At 53.2% G+C, this 26,154-nt stretch carries 20 protein-coding genes and 1 pseudogene; 15 read left to right on the top strand and 6 right to left on the bottom strand.

Annotated features, from left to right (window positions below):
- Positions 1-58 precede the first annotated feature (58 nt).
- Together ACSFC7_RS25615 and ACSFC7_RS25610 are read right to left on the bottom strand one after the other, a co-directional pair.
- Positions 59-823 carry a glucose 1-dehydrogenase gene (locus ACSFC7_RS25615; RefSeq protein ID WP_436348091.1) on the bottom strand — a complete coding sequence of 255 codons (765 nt, stop codon included), beginning with the start codon at positions 821-823 and terminating at the stop codon, positions 59-61.
- A gap of 658 nt (positions 824-1,481) precedes the next feature.
- Positions 1,482-2,261 (bottom strand): enoyl-CoA hydratase/isomerase family protein, encoded by a 780-nt coding sequence (locus ACSFC7_RS25610; RefSeq protein ID WP_436348089.1) that lies wholly within the window; start codon positions 2,259-2,261, stop codon positions 1,482-1,484.
- Between the two features lie 499 nt (positions 2,262-2,760).
- Here ACSFC7_RS25610 and ACSFC7_RS25605 point away from each other — a divergent pair, with 499 nt between their 5' ends.
- The 8 genes from ACSFC7_RS25605 to ACSFC7_RS25570 all read left to right on the top strand — a co-directional run bounded on the left by ACSFC7_RS25605 (position 2,761) and on the right by ACSFC7_RS25570 (position 13,495).
- Positions 2,761-4,335 (top strand): long-chain-fatty-acid--CoA ligase, encoded by a 1,575-nt coding sequence (locus tag ACSFC7_RS25605; RefSeq protein ID WP_436348088.1) that lies wholly within the window; start codon positions 2,761-2,763, stop codon positions 4,333-4,335.
- A 727-nt stretch (positions 4,336-5,062) separates the two neighbouring features.
- Entirely contained in the window at positions 5,063-6,169 is a 1,107-nt protein-coding gene (locus tag ACSFC7_RS25600; RefSeq protein ID WP_436348086.1) for an ABC transporter substrate-binding protein, read from the top strand.
- A gap of 355 nt (positions 6,170-6,524) precedes the next feature.
- On the top strand, positions 6,525-7,394 hold the full coding sequence (locus tag ACSFC7_RS25595; RefSeq protein WP_436348085.1) for a branched-chain amino acid ABC transporter permease: 870 nt from the start codon (positions 6,525-6,527) through the stop codon (positions 7,392-7,394).
- Between the two features lie 47 nt (positions 7,395-7,441).
- The gene (locus ACSFC7_RS25590; RefSeq protein WP_436348083.1) at positions 7,442-8,404 is read left to right on the top strand and encodes a branched-chain amino acid ABC transporter permease; all 963 of its coding nucleotides are present in this window, start codon (positions 7,442-7,444) and stop codon (positions 8,402-8,404) included.
- Complete coding sequence (locus ACSFC7_RS25585; protein WP_436348082.1) at positions 8,401-9,141, top strand: ABC transporter ATP-binding protein; 741 nt, start codon at positions 8,401-8,403, stop codon at positions 9,139-9,141. The genes ACSFC7_RS25590 and ACSFC7_RS25585 overlap by 4 nt, the downstream gene beginning before the upstream one ends.
- Positions 9,142-9,858 (top strand): ABC transporter ATP-binding protein, encoded by a 717-nt coding sequence (locus ACSFC7_RS25580; protein ID WP_436348081.1) that lies wholly within the window; start codon positions 9,142-9,144, stop codon positions 9,856-9,858.
- Positions 9,859-10,095: 237 nt separating this feature from the next.
- Entirely contained in the window at positions 10,096-11,778 is a 1,683-nt protein-coding gene (locus ACSFC7_RS25575) for an acyl-CoA synthetase (protein ID WP_436348080.1), read from the top strand.
- Positions 11,779-12,727: 949 nt separating this feature from the next.
- Positions 12,728-13,495: an IclR family transcriptional regulator gene (locus ACSFC7_RS25570; RefSeq protein WP_436348079.1), complete on the top strand. Its 768-nt coding sequence runs from the start codon at positions 12,728-12,730 to the stop codon at positions 13,493-13,495.
- Positions 13,496-13,608: 113 nt separating this feature from the next.
- Here the strand turns inward: ACSFC7_RS25570 and ACSFC7_RS25565 are convergent, their stop codons facing one another.
- Complete coding sequence (locus tag ACSFC7_RS25565; RefSeq protein WP_436348078.1) at positions 13,609-14,682, bottom strand: amidohydrolase family protein; 1,074 nt, start codon at positions 14,680-14,682, stop codon at positions 13,609-13,611.
- A 343-nt stretch (positions 14,683-15,025) separates the two neighbouring features.
- Here ACSFC7_RS25565 and ACSFC7_RS25560 point away from each other — a divergent pair, with 343 nt between their 5' ends.
- Together ACSFC7_RS25560 and ACSFC7_RS25555 are read left to right on the top strand one after the other, a co-directional pair.
- Entirely contained in the window at positions 15,026-15,805 is a 780-nt protein-coding gene (locus ACSFC7_RS25560) for an SDR family NAD(P)-dependent oxidoreductase (protein ID WP_436348076.1), read from the top strand.
- A gap of 141 nt (positions 15,806-15,946) precedes the next feature.
- Positions 15,947-16,843, top strand: coding sequence for a TIGR03619 family F420-dependent LLM class oxidoreductase (locus ACSFC7_RS25555; protein ID WP_436348074.1), 897 nt, complete (start codon positions 15,947-15,949; stop codon positions 16,841-16,843).
- A gap of 433 nt (positions 16,844-17,276) precedes the next feature.
- Here ACSFC7_RS25555 and ACSFC7_RS25550 read toward each other — a convergent pair whose 3' ends face one another.
- Together ACSFC7_RS25550 and ACSFC7_RS25545 are read right to left on the bottom strand one after the other, a co-directional pair.
- A complete protein-coding gene (locus tag ACSFC7_RS25550; protein ID WP_436348072.1) occupies positions 17,277-18,341 on the bottom strand; it encodes a phosphotransferase family protein in 1,065 nt (354 codons plus the stop codon).
- Positions 18,342-18,507: 166 nt separating this feature from the next.
- The gene (locus ACSFC7_RS25545; RefSeq protein ID WP_436348070.1) at positions 18,508-19,731 is read right to left on the bottom strand and encodes an acyl-CoA dehydrogenase family protein; all 1,224 of its coding nucleotides are present in this window, start codon (positions 19,729-19,731) and stop codon (positions 18,508-18,510) included.
- A 244-nt stretch (positions 19,732-19,975) separates the two neighbouring features.
- Between ACSFC7_RS25545 and ACSFC7_RS25540 the strand changes: the two genes are divergently transcribed.
- From ACSFC7_RS25540 to ACSFC7_RS25520, 5 genes are all read left to right on the top strand, one after another.
- On the top strand, positions 19,976-20,992 hold the full coding sequence (locus ACSFC7_RS25540; RefSeq protein WP_436348068.1) for a TAXI family TRAP transporter solute-binding subunit: 1,017 nt from the start codon (positions 19,976-19,978) through the stop codon (positions 20,990-20,992).
- 35 nt (positions 20,993-21,027) lie between these two features.
- A complete protein-coding gene (locus tag ACSFC7_RS25535; protein ID WP_436348067.1) occupies positions 21,028-23,076 on the top strand; it encodes a TRAP transporter permease in 2,049 nt (682 codons plus the stop codon).
- A gap of 519 nt (positions 23,077-23,595) precedes the next feature.
- Entirely contained in the window at positions 23,596-23,778 is a 183-nt protein-coding gene (locus tag ACSFC7_RS25530) for a hypothetical protein (RefSeq protein WP_436348066.1), read from the top strand.
- Between the two features lie 35 nt (positions 23,779-23,813).
- Complete coding sequence (locus tag ACSFC7_RS25525; RefSeq protein ID WP_436348065.1) at positions 23,814-24,209, top strand: helix-turn-helix domain-containing protein; 396 nt, start codon at positions 23,814-23,816, stop codon at positions 24,207-24,209.
- Positions 24,210-24,248: 39 nt separating this feature from the next.
- The gene (locus tag ACSFC7_RS25520) at positions 24,249-24,716 is read left to right on the top strand and encodes a transposase (RefSeq protein ID WP_436348064.1); all 468 of its coding nucleotides are present in this window, start codon (positions 24,249-24,251) and stop codon (positions 24,714-24,716) included.
- A 214-nt stretch (positions 24,717-24,930) separates the two neighbouring features.
- Here ACSFC7_RS25520 and ACSFC7_RS25515 read toward each other — a convergent pair.
- A pseudogene (locus ACSFC7_RS25515) lies at positions 24,931-25,929 on the bottom strand (IS630 family transposase).
- Positions 25,930-26,154: the final 225 nt, after the last annotated feature.

The following is a 26,154-nucleotide window of genomic DNA, read 5'->3' as shown; positions in this document are numbered from 1 at the left end:
CCGTATTTTAGCAATCGCCCACTTATAGATAGCTACATCAAAATGATCAGTCGCCCAGTTACCGGGCGAGATAGCCACCGTCCACGTTGATGGTTTCTCCAGTCACGAAAGATGCGTCGTCGGAGCTAACCCAGAGGACGGCTTCTGCGATCTCTGTAGTCTTGCCTAACCGACCGATAGGGTGGCGATCGATAACTTCGTCGTGCTCGTCATCTCTACCGGTCTCCGAATCAGTGGTCACAGCGTTATCGATGAATCCTGGACAAACGGCGTTAACCCGGATACCTGTTTCAGCGTACTCCAGAGCTGCTGCCTTCGTGAGCCCGACAACACCGTGTTTTGCCGACACGTACGCCGATGCGGCTTCGACACCGACGTGACCGGTCACCGAGGCATTGTTGACGATTGCTCCCGTTCCATCCCCTGTTTCCTGCATTGCCTCGAGTTCGTGTTTCATGCACCGAAAGACGCCGGAGAGATTGACATCGACGACGCGTTGCCAGTCGTCTATCGATTTGTTCTCGACGAGCGTTCGGCTGTCTGCGATACCCGCATTGTTGAATGCGATATCCAGCCCGCCGAACTCGTCGACAGCCGTCTGGACGAGCATTTCGACATCGTCGTCATCAGTGACATCCGTGTCCACGAACCGTGCCTTCCCACCGTTCGATCGTATCGTTTCGACGGTTTCCACTCCGCTATCGGTATTGACATCACCGATTACAACGTGTGCACCACGATCTGCGAACGCAAGTGCGGTTTGCTTTCCAATACCCGATCCACCACCGGTAACGACCACAACGGCCCCAGTAATCGATTGCATGGTCTGTTATTTTGAAACCATACCTAAAAGTCTATCTGCTGTTTGCTCAACACCCAACCCCACGTTTCAGGTCGGGTCCTGATACTGTTAGGCATGACTGAGGTAGGAAATTGAGTAAGCCCGCTCAGCTCTGATTCCCTTCTGTCCCTGCTTGTAACGGTGAGTCTCCAGTTTCTGCTTCTCATGTGGTCCGGCAACTCGACACGCTGGTGTTGGTCCAGTGCCAATCACCGCTCTGTTTGTTTCGATATTGCCAAAACAGCTACATAGATGCCTGTTTCCTCTCTCTTTACTTTACAGGCTAAATCAGTCCAGCTGTTATTAGGGGTAGAAAGCATTTAAATTACAGTTGTACATTTGTCTATCACGCCACGGTTCCTCGATAGCGACTGACTGAACTACTCGATGGCTCCAGTTTCACAGCCTGTTTTCCGACGATGTCGAAGTACTGCTGTACTGTTATCGGCCCCTCGATCGTGACGACCGACACCTATCCCCATTTCTGGACCTATCGATCGTATGTGCAATGACTCGAGTGCGTAGAGTGGCTTACGGAGCAACTCGAGACGACAAAAATATCATTTAAAATTTAGGTACGACAAAACACTCCGGTGTTCGTACTTACTCACTTTTAGACAATATATATCTCACAGTTATCTCACTCTGACCACTCTGGCTCCCGCTGTTGGTATTGTGCGTCGAAACCTTCCTTGAAGTCAGCATTCTCTCGGAGATTCTTCATGCTGGCTTGTTTTGTATACATGTATGCTGACGCTGGAGACATATTGGCGCTCGCGTATATTGACTCTTTGACCTTTTGGAGCATCGTCGGCGTGGCCTGTTTCAACGAGGACGTCAAATCATCGATGTTCTCTTCGAACGCATCGTCTGGAACGGCATCCGTTATCAGTCCCATTGCTTCAGCCTCGCTGGCGGTGATCGGTCCACCCGTCATAATGAAATCAAGCGCTTGCTTTACGCCGACAAGATGTGGCAACATCGCGACGTTAAACCAGTCGATGTGAGACATGTATATCTCCGGGAGTATGAACTCCACAGACTCTTTTGCAATGACGAAATCCGTAAAGATCAGGAAATCGACCGCGCCTGCGATCGCATCCCCGTCCACTGCCGCAATTGTGGGCTTCTCGAGTGTCACCATCGTCATGAAGAGTGTTTCCCAGTCATCGGCAGCCTGCTTGATAACCCGAAGCGAGTGGGTATCTTCACCACCTTCGCTTAGGTCACCACCAGAACTGAACACGTCTCCTTCGCTTCGAAAGAGGATTACCCGAACTGCATCGTTGTCTCGATACTCCTCGAGTGTCTTGATAATCTCGTATTTCATCTTGTCGTCGAACGCGTTTCGCGTTTCGTCGTATCGTTGGAGCGTGATGGTCCCAATACCGTCTTCTACTGAAGCGTCGATATACTCCATATACCCACAACTGTGACCAAGTGGCATATATGCACTGGTGCAGGTCAGTTGCGCTTTAAGTGTCTCTGACAACGAATATGAAGGATTTCCTGACTGTCTGTCCGAAATTCGATAAAGGACTCCTCTCTGACTTCTACTGCACTCTTTTATAAGCGACGCAAAGTGATGAGTTGATTCCCTGCTTAATAAACTTCTGTACGGCCGCTGTTTTGATTTGAAAGCACTCAGTTCCGGCACTACCGAAGGCCAGTCGTCAGCGTCAACTGGAAAAATGTATGACCGTAAGAATTAATATGGAAGTCTACACGATCGTGAAGGTATATGCCATCCGTTGCGTATCCACGCAAGCAATCAAATGTATATATGCCACAGGCCGTGACCGACTCTTCAAGCGAAATGCGCGTTCAATCGATAAGATGTTAGTCAAACAGATAATTACCGATATAGGACTGTTTACCGCGGCGAAAAAGCTAACACACTGATCGCGAAATACAGAGCCATGGATTACCTTCCCACACTACCCGAGACGCTATCACGCACGACGCAGAAGTATCCCGATCGGGAAGCGATCGTCTACCCCCGAAAGGACGTCCGCATGACCTACACCGAGTTCGACGAGCGTGTCGACCGGTTCGCGAATGCGCTCCGGGACCGCGGCGTCGAACCGAACGATCGTGTCTCGCTGTTTCTCCACAATTCCGCCGAGTTCGCAGTCGCTCTGTTTGGCCTCCTCCGCGCCGGCGCCGTTTTTAATCCTATCAACTACCGGCTCGCGCCTAGCGAAGTCGAGTATATCCTCGACGACTCTGCCTCTACGATGCTCGTCTTCGAAGAGGCGACCCGGGAGACGGTCGAGCATGGCCGCGACGGGTTTGAGACGATCGAAGAGTACGTGTACGTTGATGACGATGTTGGGGAGACACCCAACTATGCCGTCGGGTTCCACGACGTGGTAGCGAGCGCGGACACCGCGTCGCCGTCGGTCTCGATCGAGCCGACGGATACGTACGCGATCATGTACACGAGCGGGACCACAGGGCGGCCGAAGGGAGTCGTCCACTCCCACCGGGACGCGACCTATCATAACATGCTCTACGCCGGGCAGATGGGGCTGGATTTCACGGATGTCGGCATCTCGGCGATGCCGTTGTACCATAACGCCGAACTCAATTGCGGGCTTCTCACGCGAATCAATCTCGGCGCGAAGTCGGTGATCCTCCACGACTTCGATCCGCGGCGTGCCCTCAAGGTCGTCGATGAAGAGCGTGCGACGCACCTTTTCGTGGCCTCGAGGATCTGGCGCCAACTGCTCGAAGAATCGCGGGACCTTGACTCGTTCAACGGCTCGTCGCTCGAACTTGGCGTCTACGGCGCTGCGCCGATGCCGCCGTCGCTGCTTGAGGAGTGCATCGAGACGTTCACCGAAGACTATGCGACGGCCTACGGCATGACGGAGATGGGGCCGTGCGCGACGTTCATCCTCCCGTTCGAGGTCCGCGAGCACCCCGAGAGCGTCGGCCGCGCCGCCCCGAACCATGAGGTGCGCATCGTCGAACCGACCGAAGACGAGAGCCCGAACGGTCTCGTCGGGCCCGAGGACACCGTCGAAACCGGCGAGACGGGAGAGATCATACTTCGGGGACCGCCGATGATGGAGGAATACTGGAACCGGCCGGAGAGGACGGCGGACGCGATCCGCGACGGCTGGTTCTTTACTGGCGATGCGGGATATCTCGACGAGGACGGCTACCTCTTCCTCGTCGATCGGATCGACGACATGATCATCAGCGGCGGCGAGAACATCTACCCGACTGAGGTCGAGAACGTCCTCTACCAGCACGATGGCGTCGCCGAGGTCGCGGTAATCGGAGAGAAGGACGACCAGTGGGGCGAACGGGTCGTTGCATACGTCATTCCAGACGGCGACGTGACGTCCGACGATCTCGATACCTTCTGCAGGGATAGCGACGATCTCGCCGAGTTCAAACGGCCGCGGCGGTACGAGTTCCGAGAGGACCTCCCGCGCAACCCAAGCGGCAAAATCCAAAAGTACAAACTCCGCGACGAGAACTGACGGCCGACAGCACGAGGTCGGACTCGTCGTCGACCGGCGTGATACGTAGCCGTCCGAGGACACCTCCTCTCCCGCTCCGCGCAGGACGATCACCTGCACCTCAACGTCACTCTCGGCCCGATCGATCGCCTCGCACATCGTCAGGCGTTCGTTCAGTGCGTTCCGCGAGTCCTAACGGTTGAGCGTGACCCACGCCGTCGCTTGATTGACATCGACGACGTACTCGTTGGATGATGCTATATGGACACGGACTCTGGCCGACGGGAAACGTTATCATGGGCGGAGCGCCTATGACGGTCCGCATCGCCGAAACCACGCTTTCCTGAACAATAGCTCTATATTCCAAGCGTCCGAGACACTCGATATGCGCGCCGTAGCGTTTACCGGATCCGGTAGTCCGGACCACATGTCGAACGCTGTGGGACAGTGAGTTGAGATAATCTTCCCGGTTTGTCCAACGTATAGAAAGAACTTTAATATCAAATAATCAATTGGATGGTGATATGGACAATATTTAATAAAGGTGGATACGTCTCAACAATCGATGAGCGAGGAAGCAAACGTTTCCAGCGAAGATAATGGAAACACAACGAGTACTGATCGGCTCCAAACCGGGCGTCGCGAATTCGCCGGAACGGTCGGTGCCGGGGCAGTAGCCACCATTGCCGGATGTCTTGGTGGTGATAGCGGCGACGGACTATCGGTCGCTCTTCTCGCCCCCATGGACATGGACGTCGGTATAGGGGCGGAACGACTAACCGAACTTTACGTCGATCGATTGAACGAAGAGGGTGGAATCATGGGCGAAGAGATCGAGCTCCACGTCGGTGACACGGAGTCGTCCGCGTCAACAACGAATCGACTGGTGAACGACTATCTTCAGCAGGGTGTCGACATGCTCGGCGGCACCATATCGAGCGAGGGAGCGTTCGGGGTCATCGATCGGATTGCCGAGTCCGACGCCCTGTTCTTCGTCGGCGGTGCTGCGGCACCGGAAATCGTCCAGAATTACGCTGCGGACGACTACGAGACGTATAAGGGAATCTTCCAGATGAACACGAATTCCATCGATCAAGCCGAGGCGTACGCGGATTACGCCGCGTTTCTCAGTGATACACATGGCTGGAATTCGTACACGATGATGTATGAGGACGCCGCTTGGACCGAGGCAGTAGAGCAGATCGCACCGAACCGGATGGAAGACGAATATGGGCTGACCATCGACGACAATCTTAGAGTCGATATTGACACGACTGACTGGGCGCCGATACTCAGCGATGTCGAGGACAATGGGTCGGATGTATTGTTCAAGTTCCACGCGGCCATTCCGGGCGTCGGGTTACTCTCCGACTGGGCCTCGAACGAGTACCCCTTCGCGATGGAAGGGTCCAGCGTCGCGTCCATGTCGTCACGATACTGGGAGTCGACCAACGGAAACTGTCTGTACGAAACGACGATCGGTGGGTCACGAACGGGAGAAGCGATAAACGATGAGTCCATCCTCGAGATGTATCAGTCCGAGTACGACAGTCAGCCGATGAGACCGATGTATTTGGGACTGCACTTCGTTGACAGCCTGTACGCGTTCAAACACGCCGCCGAGGAGGTTGGCTCGATCGACGACAGCGACGCCATTGCAGAGGAGGTAACGGAGATGGACGAATCCGGCCCCGCCGACAGAATCCGATTCTACGGACGCGATAGTGACCTCACGAACTCGCGGAACACGGGGCGCGGTGCGGTCACACCGCAATGGCAAGACGATGGCGAGTTCGTCACCGTCTGGCCGGAAGCAGTCGCATCATCGGAACACCTCGCACCGGACTGGCTCTGAACGCCGACTCCGGCGGACCAAACCGGAGATCTGTGAGGCGGTTTGTCGACAGCCCGGACGAACCGCCGGAGAACTGGACGAATAAATACGAACACTGATACGAATCAGGGAGGGAGACACTAACGAACAATGCGAACAACGTTACACAGTCGCAAATACCCATCCACCACGACTGATCACTTGACACGTACAGCTACCGAACCGAACGACTCAGAGACGGACGGTGGTTACCGGTGACACGGTTGCGGCTATCGTGGTCGGCGGGAGCCCAACGCACCGTTCGACACAGACCAGTGCTGGCGAGAAACGAAGCTTCGGTCTCGCCGAACATGCTTGGGCGAGGGGTTGGTAATCCATGGTAGATGTCTTCTCCATCCTCCTGAACGGTGCTCTCATCAGTGCGGTTTACGCACTCATCGCGATCGGGTTCGCGCTGATTTTCGGCGTTGGGAACGTGTTAAACCTCGCGCACGGAGCACTCCTCATGATCGGTGCGTACGCCTTCCTGTACACCTCTTCACTCCTCACGCCCTTCGGTGGACTGGTCGCCGCGATTGTCGTTGCCGCTGTCGTTTCGACAGCCATCTACTACGGGATCGTCCGCTACATTGAGGAGAACATGACCTCTGTCTTTCTGGTTACGATGATGCTCGCGTTGATCCTCGAGGAGATCATGATCTTTCAGTTCTCGAACGAGCCGACGATCCTCGAGCCAATCGTTTCCGGCTCGGCGATTATCTTCGGTAATAGGGTCAGATACAACCAGATGTTTGCTTTTGTCGTGTCCTGGATTGCCCTGGTTGCGGTCTGGTATTACGTAACGGAAACGCAACGAGGACGGGCAATACTAGCACTATCGATGTCGGAGCGGGGTGCCAAGTTTACGGGTGTTAATATCGGACGAGTAAAGGTCGAAACGTGGCTGATCGCAGGGGGACTCGCCGGTCTCGGCGGTGTCTTTCTCGGATCGACGATCCAGACCAGTCCGACCATGTGGCTCAACCCGCTCGTCATCGCGTTCATCATCGTCGTCGTTGGCGGGCTCGGAAGTATAAAAGGATCGATAGTAGGTGCCTACCTGATCGGCTATCTCGAGACGATAGCGATAGAGATCGGAGGGCCGGAGATGCGAAGTATCGGAGCACTCCTCGTGCTAATTGGCATCCTACTCTTCATGCCAGAGGGGCTGTACGGTCGTGAACTACTTGAGGGGGCGGGTGAGTAATAATGCACTCGAATGAATGCGAAACTACTGATCACGACGAGGACGGTATGAACTGGCTCGATAGATTCAATGCGAACGGCTATCAGATCGCAGTGATCGTCGTCGCGTTCGGTGCCATATCGACGGTGCCGTTCTGGGCGGGGCCTTACACTTATAGTCTCAGTCTGGCTTGCATCTGGGCTATCTTCGCCATGGGGTGGAGCATATTGAGCGGCTACACGGGATATATGAGCTTCGGCCACACGTTCATCTCCGGCACAGCCGCCTACACCACAGCACTGTTACTGACACATGTCGACCCGGAGTTATCGATCATGGTAACGTTCCCAGTTTCGGTCCTCATGGCGGTCCTTGCGGGGTATGTATTCGCGTTTCCGTCTCTCCGACTCAAAGGACCGTACTTCTCGCTCATCACGCTAGTGATAGTTCTCGTTAGCATTCGGTTGGTGTACATGTTCAATGACTACACGGGCGGAGAGTTCGGACTGAATATCGGTTCGATCACGTACGATCCCACCGAACTGTTCTACATCTCGTTCGTTCCCATGCTGCTGATCGCTGCCGGTCTACTGGCGGTCAGTCAATCGAACGTTGGGACCGTGTTCAAAGCGATTAACGAGAACGAAGCAGCGGTGGAGTCCGCTGGTCTCGACACGACGAAGTTTAAGCTGTGGGCGTTCACGTACAGCGCAGTTCCGATGGGGATCGGTGGCGTGCTGATCGCGCACTTCTACGGATTAGTCGACCCAGGAACCGTGTTAGCAGTCGGGCGTAACATCGAACTCATTGCGATGGCCGTCATCGGCGGTATGAGTACCATCCTCGGTCCGATCGGGGGCGCGTTCTTGTTCATCATGCTCCGTGACGAGATCCTACTGGGTCCGCTTGGTTCGCACGTCCGCTACATTGTCCTCTGGACGATCGTTCTGGTCATCTTCTTCAAATTTCCCGACGGGCTGTTCACGAAGATCTGGGACGTACTTGGTGAGTTCGGAGGTGACAGCGAGTGACCGGTCCGGTGCTGACGGTCGATGAGCTCACAAAGAACTTCGGCGGGCTCGTCGCCGTCGATTCGCTGTCGTTCGAGGTACTCGAGGGAGAAATACTGGGATTCATCGGACCGAACGGAGCCGGGAAGACGACGGTCTTCAACTGTATCATGGGAAATCACGAACCGAGTGGGGGTAGCGTCACCTTCGGGGGCGAGGAGATAACCGACTGGAGAACTCATGAAATAGTGAATCTCGGACTCGCACGCGTCTCTCAGGAGTCGAACCCGATTGCGTCTATGACTGCTAGGGAGAACATCCGAATCTTCACGCTGCCAAATAGCGGATTATCGTTCCGCGGAGGTGCCGACGACGAGGAAATCCAAGCGATTGCGGCTCGCGTCGACCTCGAGGAGAAACTCGATATGCTCCCCGGATCAATGTCCCATGCCGACAGACGTCGACTCGAAATCGCGAAGGCTCTCGCTACCGAACCGAACACCCTACTACTCGACGAACCGTTCGCAGGAATGAACCGGGCGGAGATCAGGACACTCTCTTCACATATCAACAGTCTTCGAGAGGATGGAACGACTATCGTCGTGGTTGATCACAACATGCACGGATTGATGGCACTCGTCGACAGAGTAGTCGTATTAAACGACGGACAACTGCTTGCGTCCGGGACACCGACGGAGATCACGAGCAACGATTCCGTTCAACGGGCGTACCTCGCTGGAGAAACCGGGGGTGTGTGAATGTCATCGAGCCCCTTCTTTGAGATCGACGGCATGAACGTCTACTACGATCGCGTCCGGGCAATCGACGACGTTTCGATCACCGTCGACCGTGGCGAGATCGTGAGCGTTATCGGTCCGAACGGTGCCGGGAAGACAACAATGCTCAACGCGATTAGCGGCGTCCTCGACTACGATGGAACGGTTAGGTTCAACGGCAACGAACTCTCGGATCTGTCCGAACGGGAGATCGTCGAGTATGGCGTGATCCACTGCTCGGAGGACCGCGACCTGTTTCCGTTCTTCACCGTTCACGAGAACCTCCTGATGGGGGCGCATCTCCAGGGAGAAGCCGAGACTCGGCAGCGACTCGAGTACGTGTACGATCTTTTCCCTCGACTCAACGAGCGTCGTGAACAAGAAGCGAACACGATGAGCGGCGGTGAACAACAGATGCTCGCGATCGGACGTGCGTTGATGAGCGACCCCGAACTGTTGATGCTTGACGAGCCGACACAGGGTCTGGCTCCTATTATCATCGACGATATCAGCGACGCGATGGAGGAACTCCGATCGGAGGGGTTATCGATCCTGCTGGCCGAGCAGAACTCGTCGTTCGCCATGCGGCATGCAGAGCGACTCTACCTACTCGAAACGGGCACCATCGAGCTCTCTGGAACTGCCGACGAGTTCAAGAACAACGAGTACGTACGCGATGCGTACATCGGCGTCACCTGAGTCGGCATCGGTGGTGGTCATCGACCTCGCCGTCGACGGTATCGGCGTCGTCTAGTTTTCGTCCGAGTATTCCGCAGCACGCAAACGACAGCACCGGAGAGACAACCACTTCGGAAATAGGTTTGCGAACACTTCTCCCGTGCTCGACGGTCCAATTTCATGGCACAATTCTACTCGAAATCCAGATCACCGGACAGCTACCAAAAGCTTTTACCTACTGTTCGTCAATCCGTTGATATGGAATCGGTGAAGCGGCTGGACGCGTACAACCTCCACGAGCAGCAGTGGGATAGTTACGAGGAGCTGGACGACGCGTTCGAATGGGAGCTCCCGGAGACGTTTAACATGGCGGCGTACGTCTGTGACCGCTGGGCGTCCAATCCGTCAACCGTAGCACTCTATTACGAAGATGAAGAGGGCGATCAGGCCACGTACACGTTCCGTGAATTGCAGACGGCCGCGAACGAACTGGCCAACCACCTCTTCGCGCAGGGATTCGAACGTGGCGACCGAATCGCGGTCGCAGCTCCACCGGTCTTCGAGAACGCCGTCGGGCACCTCGCCGCGTGGAAGCTAGGGGCAATCTCGATCCCGCTCAGCACCCTCTTCGGCCCCGACGCCCTCCGATACCGGCTTGCAGACAGCGGCGCGAAGGGCGTCATTGTCCACGATTCAGTTATCGAACCGCTCCGAACAGTCCGCGGCGATTGCCCCGATGTGTCGCACGTTCTTACCGTGGACGTCGAAGACCCCGGTGCAGGTGAGGCGGATTTCAGAGATGAACTGGCTGCCGCGTCCGGATCGTTCGACACGGTAGCGACCGAACCAGACGACGGCGCACTCCTCGCGTACACCAGCGGCACGAGCGGTGATCCGAAAGGGGTCCTCCACGGGCACCAGTGGTTGCTCGGCAATCTCCCGGCCGACGTGCCGCTGTTCTCGAACATGGAGGTCCGCGATTCGGACGTGTACTGGGGCGTCGGTGGCTGGGGGTGGATCGCGACCCTCAAGAGCTTTCTATATCCGTGGTTCCAAGGGCAGCCGGTCGTCGCCTACGATGGTCAGTTCGACGCCGAGCGAGTCTTCGAACTACTCGAGCGATATGACGTCTCGAACGTGTTCATCCCCCCGACCGCCTTGCGGATGATGATGCAAGTCGACGCTCCTGACGAGCGATACGACGTCGACAGCGTTCGCGTTCTCACTAGTGGTGGAGAATCGCTGGGTCAGCGCGTCGCTGACTGGGCGGAACGGGTCTTCGACGGTGCCGTCGTTCACGAGGGATACGGTCAGACGGAGATGAACCCGATCATCATTGAGTGCGAGGCCCTGATGGAGTCGAAAAAAGGGACGATCGGACGACCTGTCCCCGGACGAAAGGTGCGAATCGTCGACTCCGAGACCGGGGATCCGGTAGCGCCGAACACCGTGGGAGAGATCGCGGTCCGCTGTCGCGGTGATCCGGGCTGTATGAAAGAGTACTGGAACCAGCCAGGCGCAACTGCCGAGACGATCCGATCCGGGTGGCTCCACACCGGCGACCTGGGGACATACGACGAAGACGGCTACGTCTCGTTTCGCGGTCGAATGGACGACGTCATCATCAGTTCTGGGTACCGTCTCGGTCCAGAGGAAATCGAAGACGCCGTCGGCAGCCATGACGCGGTTGCCGATGCCGGCGTCGTCGGCGTCCCGGACGACGTCAGGGGGGAGATCCCCAAGGCGTTCGTCACGCTGAACGATGACTACGCGCCATCCGACGTACTTGCCGAGGGAATACAGCGACACGTCAAAGATCAACTCGCGAAGTACGAATATCCGAGAGAAATCGAATTCGTCGAGAATCTCCCACGTACGACGACCGGAAAAATCCGCAGAGAGGCGCTCCGTGATCGGGACAGTGCAGGAGACGACCAGTAGTGCACCAACATGAGGTCGCCCGGATACGACGCTCCTGGGTGTTCAATCCGTTTGACGAGACCCGCATCCTCCCGTCCCGGGGGTAGTGTTCGACGGATGTCTTCGTCAGGAGACGTGTACCGGGACGAGAGTATCGACAGTGTTGAAGCGTGGTGAACGGAGTGCGGAGATCCGTCGTGAAAGGGAGTAGCAAGACACATCAGGTTGAAGATCATCTGCAAACTATATGCCGGAGAGTGGAATTAGATGTCGAAGACATCTATCGCGTTCTTGTTGTCGGTAATGTTGTTGAAGACGCGTCCACCATACCTACAGCGATACCTGTGATGCACTCGATAGCTGCCCGTACTTGATCACCAACTTAGACCGGCAGTACGGGCACTAGAGGGACACGAGGCTGTGGATCGTATGACGGCAACAAGCTCCCCGTGTATATTTTGCTGTCTGGCTCTTATAGTATTTCAGAGAATATCATGCTATGGGGCATATCCATATTTTGTTCCGACAATGTCAAAATACGTTCTGCAGTATGATATCGTCCGACTATACTGTAGCATGGATAGCAGCACTACTGAACAACGTTAGCGCTAACCATTACAACAGTATGGTTGTAAATAATACCTCTCTTAGATAAGAGCGTTCACGCGTTCGTTTTGTCTGATCGACTAGCAACGAGTAGTCACACTGTTCCCATCTTGTGGATTCAATGGTCCAAATCAGTTGTTAGTGTCCCGTACCTAATCCTATTACGACGATATCGTAGCGCTATGTAGCGTCTAGGGACAATCTCTGGTAATCATTCCTGTTTCACCACATGATTTGATACGGAGAAGTTGGTGCCGTCCTGCGGTTAACTCAGGGAGGAATCTTTTTTCTCTGAGATCGGCCCCGCTGATCTGTCTACGATAATACCGGAACATACAAACCCTGACGGATGGTACATGTATACATGGATATACCCGATCGAGAAATGAAAATCAAGGCAGTTCAAAAATCAGCGGCGATTCTCGACGCATTAGTGAAGTTAGATGGTGCGACAGCGGAAGAGTTGTCTACTCACCTTGAGTACCCTCTGAGTACGACTTTTGACCATCTCTATACACTGGAAGCTATCGGCAACGTCGTTAAACGGGGGGAAGAGTATCAGCTTGGTAGCCGACTATTAGAACTTGGTGATCAGATGCGTCTTTCTTCTTCGATATACACGTATTCAAAACCCCATCTCAACAAGCTCTCGATGGAAACCAACCGTCACGCGAGTTTGATGATTGAAGAGAACGGATACGGTGTGTACATCTACACTGCAGAGGGTCAAGAAAGTGGCCCACTGATTGGATCACTGGGACAGAAGACGATGATGCACGCCAGCGCTCCCGGCAAGGCGTTACTGGCAAAATCTGACCCCGAGCGCATCGAGACGATTTTAGAGCGCCGCGGGCTTCCACCGGTTACAGACCAGACGATCACAGACGAAGCCAACCTACAACGTACACTCACAACGATCAGGGACCGGGGCTACGCACTCGACAACGAGGAGGGTATTGAGGGAATGTACGGGATTGCCACCCCAGTCGTCGACAAATCTACCAACGAATTGCTCGGAGCAATCAGTTCGTATACGGCTGCTAATAAAGATATTGAGACCTTCGAGAACGATATAGCAAACAAAATGCTCGAAGTCAAAAACAAGATTGAACTCAACATCACCTACAGCTAAGTACGGGACTCACGCTCGAATCAGAAGCTGATCGATCGAGAAGAAATCTTGAGGTCGGTCAGTAGAGTGACTACGTATGGCAATCGTCGATTCCCAACCTGCTATTTCCAATGCTACAGGTCAAACACCGTTTTCGCGTTTTCTCTCAGAATCTGATCGCGCAAGTCTTCATCAAAGTCGTCAAAGTCGGTCGGTTCGTCGCCGTTCCAGAGCGGATAGCCGGAGCCATACAGGAGATTCTCTGTTCCGATCATTTCATAATAATCGGCGATGGATCCCGTCTCCTGTGCAGTCAGTGGGTAGGTCGTGAAGTAACAGTTGTTTCGGTACAGATGCGGTTCTTTCTCCAAAACGCGTGGCACTTCTGGCTCGATGTTTCGATAATAGCGTGTAGCACGCCAACCAATATGCAAAGACCACTCGGCTCCCTCACCCGCCCAGATCACCTCCAGATCTGGATAGTCGTCGAACACACCATTAAACACCATGTTGACGAAGTTTGCCATGTGGTTCTGAGGCAATAACGTGTCATAGGTCGCAAAGTGACGCGGTTTATCCATTGAAGTCTGCCGGGAAATTACGTGTCCCGACGAGTGGATCATCACTGGCATGTCGGCGTCTGCAGCTGCTTCGTATATCGGATGATAGTACTCGTGTCCAAGTGGGAGTTCGACGCCGCTATACAACAGGACTGAGACCATATCCGGATCGTTGGCGTATTTCTCTATTTCCTCGACAGCCTTCTCGGGATCGCTGGCCGAAACTAGCACACATCCTTTCATTCGGGATGATGGCCCAACCCAGTCACGCTTGAGGAGTTCGTTGTACGCAGACGCGAGCGAAGCCTTGTACGCTGGCTCGAGGTTTCCGGGCAGGAACCGCATTTCGTGCCCGGTCAACAAGGCAGTCTCAACGTTGTTCGCTGCCAGTTTCTCTTCGTAAAACTCCGGATCGGAGTACTGCTCGGCCAACTCAGAGAGATCGGTGTCCTCGTATTCTGGCGCGTCCTCGTTCCAAAACGCGTGATGCCATGGTGTGGTAGGCACGAGCGTTCCCGACCCTGGATCGATCACTTGTGACTTAATCTCGAGTTTTCGCTGCCACTCCTGTTGTGGGATCAACTCGGCCATATCAGCATAGTCGACAGTCCATTGATGGACAACTGTATCAATTATACCCTTGGTCATAGGTAATCACTTCAAAACCCAGCAAATTAACTCTTTCTACCGATTCGAAGTACAACTATGTTGTCGTATGTTGGTTACCACGCTTAACGCGTTTCAGGCATGATTTTGCAACCCGACTGATCTGGTGGTTCCCGAGTTGGGTCCTTCGAGTTCAGGTACTCTCGCTCATATAGACGAAGTTGACCGAGCCGTTAGTATTGGTTTCGTCGTGTGTAAGTTATTAGCACCTGATGGTGGCCGCGGATAGCGTGAGATATCGATACCACATAGTATAATCTTACTAACTATAGCAACAGTGACCTTTAAGACGGGGACTGGCCATTAGTCAGATGGAGAAAATAGCATGGCTGGTAGATTTAGCTTAGATGGGCAGACTGCAATTGTTACTGGTGCGTCTACAGGTATCGGCAAAGCAATCGCACACCGGTATGCCAAAGCTGGTGCAAATACGGTTGTTTGCTCTCGGACGGCAGACGATATTGAAAGGGTCGCCGACGATATCAACGCTGGGCCGGCCGATGGGTCAGCGGTTGCTATCAAGTGTGACGTTACTGACCGATCGTCGGTTCGAAAACTCGTTGAGCAGACTGTCGACCAGTTTGGACGTCTCGATATCCTCGTCAACAATGCTGGAGCCGGTTTTATGTCGGGTTTTGCTGATATTAGCGAAAATGGCTGGAAAACCATCGTCGACATCAATTTACACGGCGTTTTTCAGTGCTCTCAGATTGCAAACGAGTATATGCAGGAAACGGACGGTGGTGTCGTAATCAATCTTGCAAGCCTCGGTGGCGAATACGGTGCCCCGACGATGAGTCACTATGGCGCTGCCAAGGCAGGCGTTATCAATCTCACCAGAACGCTCGGATACGAATGGACAGATGATAACATCCGTGTTAACTGTATCTCACCGGGACTTGTCGCAACAGAAGGTGTTAAAACACAGATGGGACTCGAGGCCAGAGAAGAACCCGATCGGACCCAAGTCGACCGGCACTTCGGCCATCCAGAGGAAATCGCTGATATTGCACAGTTTCTCGCTAGCCCTGCCTCGTCGTACATCAACGGCGAAACGATTACTGCAGAAGGAATTCCAACAGTTGAAGAACCACCTGAAGTCTGACCAAGCGATGTGACGGTGCGACGAAGAGTTATTCGGAGTTCGTCCAGGAGAACGAACTGCGGAGGTAATTTTAACTGGAACCGGCGAACAGAGTAGTATGTGCAAAGAAATACCATGGATTTCATGCCGACAGTTCGTACGATGGGTGAACACGCCAGTCCGGAGACCTTTCGGCGGGTTGCAACGACAGCGGAAGATACTGGCTTCGACAGCCTCACCGTCGGTGAACACATAACGTTTCCTGAAGAGATGTCCGAATCACCGTTTAGCCCCTCCGGTGAGCCACCAGCTCACTTCGACATCGGTGAAAATACCTACACGACCTTCGAAGTTCTCTCGTTCTTAGCGGCTGTAACCGACGATATCGGCCTGAAAACGAGTATGTGTATCGCACCGTTGCACAACCCTGTAGAACTGACGAACGAGATTTTCACCGTCAATGCGCTCTCAAACGGCCGCGTCGATGTTGGTGTCGCACCGGGCTGGCTCGAGACCGAATTCGATGTGCTCAACGTTCCGTTTGAGGAACGTGGTGCTCGACTTGATGACTTCCTCGAGATTTTCACTACTGCCTGTAATACTCCCGAATTCGCCTACGACGGACAAACGTACTCGTTTGACAAAACAGGATTCCGCCCTGCTCCTGAGCGTAAGGATGGCCCGTCGGTCTGGATCGGCGGAACGTCCGGCGCTTCACTCCGACGAACCGCGGAGTTTGCCGATGGATTCGTCGTCGTTTGGGAGAGTCCTGATGAAATTTCGTCGCTTCGAAGTCGGGCACTGAATGCGTGGGATGATTACAACCGGGATGGCGAACCTGCAGTCGGGGTCTCGCGCCCATTTTACGTCGCAACAAGGGGAGAAACCACACCCGATCGTCCCCTTATGGGTGAACCGGCAAAGATCATCGAAGATATCCAAGCGTTTCGTGATGTTGGTGTTACGCAGTTCGATCTCGCGTTTACGAGCGGCGACCCCGACGATCAAATTACCCAACTCGAGCGGTTCAGCGACTCAGTACTCTCTCAACTATCGTAACCGGTCTGTCTCATCACGAGGTGACTATCAGATACTGTCGTCAGTGACAGTCAGTGTACACCCGACTGCCCAACAGAAGCGCGGTTCGGAACGAACGAAGTGAGAACCACGGCAATACGAACGGGGAGCAACGTGGTCCGTGACCAGGTGAAATGAGAACAGCGGACGAGCGAATAGCCGAGATCAAGATCTTGCGACCCATGCGAACAGGTACGGTGAGCCTGCTTCATTATCCCGAATTCGCGGTACGTTGCGCCGCAGATAGCCGTGAACAGACGGAAACCGACGTGACCCGCTGCCGGGCGTTGCGATCGGTGTGTGAGTAGTTTCAGTTGTTACTATAGTCCTTCCACGAATCCTTTTCCAACGTGGCCAGTTGCAACACAGAAGCTGGGTTTATCGATAGGTTGGCCATCTCCCAGCAGATGCTGGCTCACAGCGGCTCTTCTCCGTTAGTGATGCGTAACGCTCGAGCGGCGATGACAGGAACCATCTCTTCCATCTGTGGATAAAGTGGATTGTCACCACCTTCTGTGAGGTAGCGTGCGTAAAACATCTCACAGGCACCGGCGACCTTGTACACGCCGAGTGCTCGGTAAAACTGCTCGTTTGTGAATTCGATACCGGTATACTCTTCGTACATCGCAGCCATCTCGCGGCGAGTGGGGTAGCCGTCATTGAGGGTAAACGTCGGCATGAGATCCGAGTACTCACTCTGATCGTCAGGATCTGCCCAATATGCGAGGAAGTATCCTAAGTCGGTAAGAGGATCTCCGACCGTACTCATCTCCCAATCAAAGACAGCAGTGATCTCCGGGGGCGTTCCCTCGGCGAACATGACGTTGTCTATCTGATAATCACCGTGGACGAGACTGGGATTCGGCTGATTAGGAATGTTGTCCTCGAGCCATGATCCAACCGTTTTGAGCGCCGGAATCTCTCGTACCTCCTCCGTTCGTTCGAAGGCCCACTCGAGTTGGTCGGTCCACCTCGTTACTTGTCGTTGCGTGAAGCCGTCCGGATGACCGAGATCACCGAGTCCCGCAGCTTCGTAGTCGAGCATATGAATATCGCCAAGCGTCCGAATCAGTTCGTCCGCCTTTGCCTTTCGGTGCTCTGGTTTCTGAAATCGTGGAACTTCTTCTTCGTGGATAACGTCGCCCTTCAACTGGTCCATCAGATAAAACTCCGCTCCGATTACAGACGGATCATCGCACGCAGCCACTGTGTTTGGAACGGGAACGTCGGTTTCTTGTAAACAACTCATGATCCGGTACTCTCGCAGGACCTCGTGGGCGGAGTCAGCGGTCTCACCGTGGGGTGGGCGACGAAGCACTAAATCACGGTCCCCCCACGTAATAAAAAACGTCTCGTTCGAATGTCCTTCTTGATGACGGTCAATATGAAACGTCTCTTCGGTCCTTTCTGATACCGTATTCTCGAGGTACTGTTTCAGGGCTGCAGGATCGACTAGGCTAGTTGCCTCGTGGTCGCTCATGACCGTTATACGGTTACTCTCGCTCTTAATACCTTCGCTGAAATTCCTTCATAGCTCCAATTTCGTCGCCAAGTCGTGTTCGAGAGCTGTGAGGGACAATATAGAAACGTCGGTATCTGCTTCTGTGTTCAACACGCTACTGAAACAGCCGACACAGAGCCATTGGTTACTGTTGGAACCGCGTCACGGTATCTATCATGGCTGGATCGTAGTCGTCCATAATGTCCTTTGCGATGGTTCGCCGGTGAACCTCATCTGCGCCATCGACGAACCTGAATACACGCGCGTTTTCATAGAGGTACGACAACGGTAGATCGCGCCCGATCGCGTTTGCACCACAGTACTGCATCGCCGTATCGACGATTTCATTGACGGTATTCGCTGCGAATACTTTGCACATCGAAACCTCGGTTCGGGCCTCCTCCCCGTCTGCGATCCGGCTTGCAGCGTTGCGGACCATCGTTCGAACAGCGTGAAGTTTGGTTTCTGCATCAGCAAGTTCGTGACGGATCACCTGCTTGTCTGCCAGCGGTTCCCCGAAGGACCGCCGTTCAGCCACGTATGCCTTTGCCGTCTCGAGTGCTCGCTCGGCCGTTCCAGAAAACCGCATACAGTGAGTCAGTCTTGCAGGACCGAGTCGTTGCTGGGCGAGACTGAATCCTTCGTCGCGTTCACCAAGCAGGTTTGATTCGGGAATACGGACGTTATCGTAGATGATCTCTGCGTGGCTCACACCCCATCCATTACCGCTCATGTGTGGGACGTCGCGCTGGATTTCGACGCCTGGCGTCTCTGTAGGGACGATGAAAAACGAGCACCCCTCATAGGGATGGGCCTCGAGGTCAGTCCGAGCCATTACGAACAGAACGTCTGATTCAGTGCCTTGTGATGTCCACCACTTGTGCCCGTTGATAATCCACTCGTCACCGTCCTTTTCCGCAGTTGTCTGGATCATTTTCGGATCGGAGCCACCACCCTGCATTGGCTCTGTCATCGAGAAGGCCGACCGAATCTTACCGTCCACGAGCGGACGAAGCCACCGGTCTTTCTGCGTTTCGGTTCCTGCCATCTCGAGTGTATGCATGTTCCCCTCGTCCGGGCCATCGACGCGAATGGATGGTGGCCCCAAGAGGCTTTGTCCAGCCTGTTCGTACGCTGTCATCGCATCCCGGAAGGACAATCCGAGTCCGCCGTATTCTTCGGACACCTGTGGTGCGTACACACCTGTGTCACGGGCCTTATCCCGGAGGTCGTCAATAACCTCCTGAGAGACTTCATTGCCACCGAGTAAGAGTTCCTGTTCGACGGGGATTACCTCTTGGCGGATGAATTCTCGGGTTCGGTTCGCTAGCTCCACTGCCTGATCGGAGTCATCGTATGTTCGACTCATTTACGTACCTCTGAGTTGCTGTGGCTATAGCAAATAAGTTCGGATGTGATAACACTAGCGGCTCTTTTCAGGGTTATCAGTGGTACTGTGTTGTTTACCGTATGTAGCATACTGGTTTGATCACTGCGGTAAACACACATCAGTTCGTGCAGACCGGTAGTATGTAGCCTTCCTCGGTTCAGTCTACGTTATTCGAGTGACGAGTGGCCAAAGTATTAAGAGAATAGAGCATGTCGGGGGTGGTATGCCAACAAGGCGTGAGGCACTGACGGGCTTAGCAACGATTGGGTCGATTAGTGTTGCAGGGTGTTTTGGAGGTACTGGGACAGGAGCAGAAAACCAACTGACTGTGGCTGGAGGAGATTCAGCGTCAGCTTTGTATCAAGCGATGCAAGCCATCGCAGCTGAGGTAAATGATTATACTGATGACGTAGACGTCGAAATTTCACCTGTTCCATCGATGCAAGGCATACAGCAGACCGCTCAGGGTGAATATGATATGGCAGTCGGTTCATTTACGGTTGCTTTTGACCGGAACGAAGATCTTGGACAGTATGGAGGAACTACGGCAAAGCATCAACTCGAATCAGTTTTGAATTTCTACCAATTCAACGGGGGGGTCTACTATGCAAGAGATGATTCCGGTATTGAGACGACGGATGACTTGGAGGGTTCCACTCTCGGTGTCGGTCCTGGCGGTGGTGATGTCAACTACTTTTACACAAATCTATTTGAGGAAATCTATGGGGAGATTGATATAGAAATGCCGTCTATCCCTTGGACGGAATTGGCACAAGGGCTCGATAGTGGCCGGCTTGACGTTGCTATGGTCCCCCGGACTGATGGATCAACTATTGCTGCTTGGGCTGAAGAGTTATACTCAATTGACGATATCTCGCTTGTAGAACCAACTGATACCTACACCACAGGAATTGAAGACAGCGATAGGTTCCAGCTCACGACACTCTCGACAGATACCACACATCAAACCGAAGATCAGCAAGAAATGGTGTCCCAGTACGATGAATTACCGTGGACTGAGGAACCCTATAATCTCTATGCAGCAGAGACTACTGATGAGGATCTCATCTATGCTTTCGTTGACGCTGTTTGGGAGCAAGTTGAAGGAATCGCGGAAAGTCACGCAACAGCCCAAATATGGCTTGAAGGAATCGAAATGATGGGTGATCATGAACGTCAGGGTACTGGAATCGATCAACATCCCGGCGCTGCCGAACTCTACCAGGAACAGGGCCTGTAGATTCGTGACCACAACTCTTTATTAGTATTTAGAAAATGAAAGTGATAAATAAAACAATCAACCAACGTACGGTAGAACGACTTATTTACGCAGTAGGACTGATCACTGTGGTATGGCATATGTACTATGCATATGCTATTCCAATGGACCGAATTCCTCATGCAAACATTCACCTCGGTCTGTTAGGAACAGTATTCTATCTCCACACGTACAATATTTCACCAACAAGTAAAAAGGAGTCGTTCCAAAATAAAATTACAGCAATTATGCTAAGCAGTTTAATTGCTGCCACAATATATGTGTATTTCTCCTATGATCGGTGGCTAAATGAAGCCTCGCCTCTGCTCATATACTCGACTACTGATTTGTTTGTTGGTGGCCTATTGATACTTATCGTACTTCATGGTACTTGGCGAGCATTTGGTAGAGCATTCGGGTTGGCGTTAGCAAGCGGTATCGTTTTTGGATTAACAGGGCCATATCTTCCTGGAATTCTTAACCATCCCGGAATGACCACTGAAAGCATTATTTTCACCAACACAATCGGCCTCAATGGCCTCTACGGGTTTATCCTCCAAATCGGAGCAACTTGGGTTGCAATATTTATTCTGTTTGCAGGGTTATTCGAAGGTCATGGAGGGATGGACTACCTCATTTCAATTGGAAAACAAGTTGCGGAACGATCACAAACGGGTGTCGCGAACGTCGCAGTTATTACGAGCGCTTTCATCGGTTCATTGACTGGAAGTTCTGCTGCAAACGCGGCCACAACTGGCTCGTTCACGATCCCCTTTATGAAACAGCAAGGTATCAGTAGTCGAGAAGCTGCTGGCATTGAATCCATGGCCAGTACTGGTAGCCAGATCATGCCACCGGTTATGGGAACTGCCTCGTTTCTAATGGCAGACATTGTCGGTGTCCCGTACTTCCAAGTCGTTCAAGCAGGCTTGATTCCCGCACTTTTGTTCTATATTCCGTTGTTCTTCGCAATATTGTTCTTATCTAATAAGCATGACTGGGCATTTGATACTGTAGACCCTATCGAAATGAATGACTGTATTGAGGAGACCCGCACAGATTCCGAGACTGACACCGAAACCTCACCAAGTACAACGAACGAGTTCGAAGAGTTAAACGAAGCCAGAAAAATGGGCACGCTCTCTCGGTTGACTGTCCCTGCACCGTATATTATTTCGGTGGTAGTTCTTATCCATACGCTCCTCGTTCTCCAGTACGACCCTCTTTATGCTGGACTCTACAGTACGGTTGCGCTGTTACTCGCGACGATTAGTAGAGATATATTCCTCGGTGGGATCACGCTAGATACGTTCCAAGAATGGTTTAATCGAACCCTCGAGGGTTCAAAGATCGGCGTTGTCAATCTGGCACCGATCTCCATCGTCATGGGTTCACTAGGGGTCTTCATCAACATCATTGACCTTTCCGGATTCACGCAACGGTTTGCAGTACAGATGGTTGGGTTAGCAGGAGGTATCCTGATCTTCGTTGCAATCCTCGCGATGCTCTCGAGTCTCCTGTTTGGGCTGGGAATGCCAGGCGCAGCGGCATACGTGACTGTGGCAATCATCTCAGCGCCAACGCTGATCGAAATGGGACTCGAGCCGCTTAATGTTCATCTGTTCGTCTTCTATTTCTCAATTTTATCTGCGATTACACCACCCGTTGCAGTAATATGTGCAATTACTGCAAATATCGCCCAGGCTGACTTCTGGGAAACCGCAGTGACCACGCTTCGAATTGGTGGTTTTACGTTCCTCGTGCCGTTTGTCTTCCTGTTTAACACGGAACTGGTACAGTGGGATGGAGCACAGACGTGGATCACGTTTGGCTTTGCCCTTCTTGGGCTTGTCTTTATTCTCATCTCGGTTATTGGCTACAACTTCCACGAGAAAGTACCAATGAGGAGACGAATTCTTTATCTCTTCATTAGCTTCCCCGTGTTATTCGTCCAGATAGATTCGGTTCGGCTCATATTGAGTGCCATTCTGCTTGCAGTGCTGTTCTACCATAACCGTCCAGCAGGGATGGTGAAACTATCTCGCGTTGCTAATCGTAGAGAGTAACACTCCACTCGATTTTCGATCAACTGCGAACCCGTTGGATGGCGACAGCACCCCCTCGAGCAGTTAGCTGTCTACAGGACATTGAACCGGCTTGTCCCTTCAGCACTCGCTGCTAGCTGTCGATGTGGCCACGCCGTCACGAATCGAGGCGTCGATCGAGTGGAAAATAAAACGCAGCGACCGCTACAGATCAATGGCTTCTATTGCGTCTTCGCCAAAATACGGCGCCCTGCAATTGCGACCAGATTCAGTACTTCACAAAGTCTTTAGTCGAGAAGTCCGCTTGCTGAGTTGTGTCCAACAAACAGCAACAAGTGGACAGTGAAATCCACGAAGACCAACTCATTAACGTTCTCACCGCACCATAGACTTTGGAGAAAACGCTGAAATCCAGCCAGAGGACATTTTCGAGGTCCTCGTCTGCGTGACCGCCGACGGGGACACCGATCCCCCGATCTGCAAGAAGAGAGACTTATTTATCCTCTACCACTCATGAATAATAGGTGATACACCTCGACGGTGCGTCGTCTCACCGATGGCGACACCGCCAGCGACGTACTCGCTGAGTACCTTGGACTGCTCGAGAACATCTACGAGAGTCACGCGTCGCTGGCGCAACAGTGTCTCTTGCCGCACGGAAGCGTCTCCAAAGACAAACTTAGTACCGTCCTAACCGTCGAGTTGCTAGTTTATCTCTTCTGAGCGCGTATCTACTGGAAGGAGCAGAAAGCAGCACGTTGTTGAACTGTCTGAGGAGGAGCACTAAGAACTTGAGACGTTCACCTCGAAAGGTACCCACCGAGCTGAGGATATTACCCGCGCAAAGATCCTTGAAGGCTGACGACGGGCTCACTGATACCCAAACCAGTGAGCACGTCGGTTGTCACACCAAAACCGTTTACAATGCATGTAGAGCCTACGCCGAGCGAGGGATTGCGGCGATTCATCGCCGCAAACCCCACCGAGACTATACGCCAAAACTCGATGACCGTACCGAATCCCACCTTGTCGCTCTTGCCTGCTCAGAGCCACCAGAAGGACGGTCTCGCTGGACGTACGCACTCCTTGCTGACCGCCTTGTCACGCTTGAGGAGATCGAGTTCGACTCCATCTCCGAGGAAACCGTTCGATAGCGGTTAAAAAAACGACCTGAAGCCACACCGCTCTGAGTATTGACTCATCCCACCCAAAGAGAACGCAGAGTTCGTCTATCGGATGGAACGCTCCTCTCGCTGTACCAAGAACCGTACGACGAAACTCGTCCGGTCATCTGTTTCGACGAGTCTAGCAAAGAACGGCGCAAGCATGTCCACGACCCGCTCCCGGCAACACCGGGAGCGGTCGCTCGAAGCGATCATCACTACGGACGGAACGGCAAACGTATGCTTCACGTGGCGACTGAACCGATGACCGGCCAGTGTCGTTTCTATGTGAGGGAACATAGGCGGACGTGTGAGTGGATCGACTGCATGGTAACGATTGCTGACGACTACCCGGATGCTGACCACATACGGGTCGTCTTGGACAATATCAACACTCACAATCCAGCTGCCTTCTATCGGCTCTTCCCACCAGAGCAAGCACGCGAGTATCTTGATCGGTTTGAGTTCTACTACCCGCCCACGCCGGGAGTTGGCTGAACATGGCCGAACTCGTCTGGAGTTCGATCCAGACGCAGTGTCTCAACCGCCGGATTGCGAATGCAGCGATCCTCCGGTCGGAGGTCGCTGCGTGGGAACGAACACTCAACGAGCAGAATGTTACTGTTGACTTGTAGTTCACAAACGAGGATGCGCGGACACAACTCCACCGACTGTATCCGTCAATCAAAGAAGTGGAGAACTATAGTAGAGATTAGAAATGATCACTCACTTTTGGTATAGAGAGCTGGTCAAGAGCTGTATCAATCGCCGTTATAAGATCGTCGAGTGACTCAAAGAAGCGGTTGCTGAGAGCGGCTTGGAGTTGTCTCCAGCACTCCTCGACAGGATTTAGCTCTGACGAGTATGCCGGTAACGTGATGAAGACGAGGTCGTCACGGGCCGCCAGGTCCGTGACGGCCGACGCCTGAAAATACGGCGCTCCATCCAGCACAATGAGCAAATCATCTTCGAACTCTTTGCATAATGCAAGAATGAAATGTTTGGCGTGTTCGGCGGTTACGTACTCTTCGAATCGAGCGAAAAAGCGATCACCGTCTTCGGTGATCGCGCCCAAGAGACACGTCCAGTCGCGTTGGCCGGATAATTCGACAGACGGCCGCGTGCCGCGGGGAACCAAGCGGCACGCGGCTCGACTTGCACGGATTTCTTGGTTTGATCGATACAGACTACTGTGGCGTCCATCTCCCGCCGCTTTTTTTGAACTCCTCGCGGAACGTTTCTTACTCATCAGCATCGGAATCGACGGCTGTACGGCATGGTTTTTGATAGCTCAATCCCGCTTCTTTGAGCAGCCGCCGGCAACTCGGGATCGAGTACTCGACATCGTAGGTTTCGTCAAGATACTGTTGGACGAGCGCCGGCGTCCACGCCGGCGCGTTGAACCCAACTTCCTCAGGAGATTCGTGGATAGTTGCTTCAAACTGTTCTTGCTCTTTTTCCGAGAGCTTCCGTTTTCTCCCAGATCGATTAGCATCAGAAACAGCCTGCTCAAGCGACTCATCAGTATCGAGTCGCTTGAGCCAACTATAGATCGTCCGTCGCTCCACGCCGTACCACTCGGCTAGTTCAGTCTGCGTGACGCCGTTTTGGTACGCTACTGCGGTAAGAGCCGTTGTGTCGGCTTCTTTCCCTCCACGTTGTTGAGAGCATCTTGCAACTCTTCGACTGAGATCTCGTCGAGATGATCCACTATCTGTTGTATGTCTCTACAAGCAAATAATTCTAACGGTTACTATAGCAACTCAACGGTTGGGAAGATACTTAGACCGTATTTGCGAGCGTTTCAACTCTGCCACAGAGTCTTACGAAAACGGGAGAAGAAGCATTCAAAACCACCCTTGAAACTGTGCTCTAACTCACCAACAATCTACGCCACACGAGCAGGAAACAAATTACTGATTCAGTACGTTTCTGT

Origin of the sequence: Natronorubrum halobium (assembly GCF_051351675.1) — an archaeon.
Classification (GTDB): domain Archaea; phylum Halobacteriota; class Halobacteria; order Halobacteriales; family Natrialbaceae; genus Natronorubrum.
The sequence above is the reverse complement of the archived record's forward strand: the minus strand, read 5'-3'. Positions and strand labels throughout refer to the sequence as shown.

Excerpts from the sequence above, each read along its gene's own strand:
- ACSFC7_RS25615 (WP_436348091.1), bottom strand. The coding sequence starts at position 823 with ATGCAATCGATTACTGGGGCCGTTGTGGTCGTTACCGGTGGTGGATCG.
- ACSFC7_RS25610 (WP_436348089.1), bottom strand. The coding sequence starts at position 2,261 with ATGGAGTATATCGACGCTTCAGTAGAAGACGGTATTGGGACCATCACG.
- ACSFC7_RS25605 (WP_436348088.1), top strand. The coding sequence starts at position 2,761 with ATGGATTACCTTCCCACACTACCCGAGACGCTATCACGCACGACGCAG.
- ACSFC7_RS25600 (WP_436348086.1), top strand. The coding sequence starts at position 5,063 with ATGGACGTCGGTATAGGGGCGGAACGACTAACCGAACTTTACGTCGAT.
- ACSFC7_RS25595 (WP_436348085.1), top strand. The coding sequence starts at position 6,525 with ATGGTAGATGTCTTCTCCATCCTCCTGAACGGTGCTCTCATCAGTGCG.
- ACSFC7_RS25590 (WP_436348083.1), top strand. The coding sequence starts at position 7,442 with ATGAACTGGCTCGATAGATTCAATGCGAACGGCTATCAGATCGCAGTG.
- ACSFC7_RS25580 (WP_436348081.1), top strand. The coding sequence starts at position 9,142 with ATGTCATCGAGCCCCTTCTTTGAGATCGACGGCATGAACGTCTACTAC.
- ACSFC7_RS25575 (WP_436348080.1), top strand. The coding sequence starts at position 10,096 with ATGGAATCGGTGAAGCGGCTGGACGCGTACAACCTCCACGAGCAGCAG.
- ACSFC7_RS25570 (WP_436348079.1), top strand. The coding sequence starts at position 12,728 with ATGGATATACCCGATCGAGAAATGAAAATCAAGGCAGTTCAAAAATCA.
- ACSFC7_RS25565 (WP_436348078.1), bottom strand. The coding sequence starts at position 14,682 with ATGACCAAGGGTATAATTGATACAGTTGTCCATCAATGGACTGTCGAC.
- ACSFC7_RS25560 (WP_436348076.1), top strand. The coding sequence starts at position 15,026 with ATGGCTGGTAGATTTAGCTTAGATGGGCAGACTGCAATTGTTACTGGT.
- ACSFC7_RS25555 (WP_436348074.1), top strand. The coding sequence starts at position 15,947 with ATGGGTGAACACGCCAGTCCGGAGACCTTTCGGCGGGTTGCAACGACA.
- ACSFC7_RS25550 (WP_436348072.1), bottom strand. The coding sequence starts at position 18,341 with ATGAGCGACCACGAGGCAACTAGCCTAGTCGATCCTGCAGCCCTGAAA.
- ACSFC7_RS25545 (WP_436348070.1), bottom strand. The coding sequence starts at position 19,731 with ATGAGTCGAACATACGATGACTCCGATCAGGCAGTGGAGCTAGCGAAC.
- ACSFC7_RS25540 (WP_436348068.1), top strand. The coding sequence starts at position 19,976 with ATGCCAACAAGGCGTGAGGCACTGACGGGCTTAGCAACGATTGGGTCG.
- ACSFC7_RS25535 (WP_436348067.1), top strand. The coding sequence starts at position 21,028 with ATGAAAGTGATAAATAAAACAATCAACCAACGTACGGTAGAACGACTT.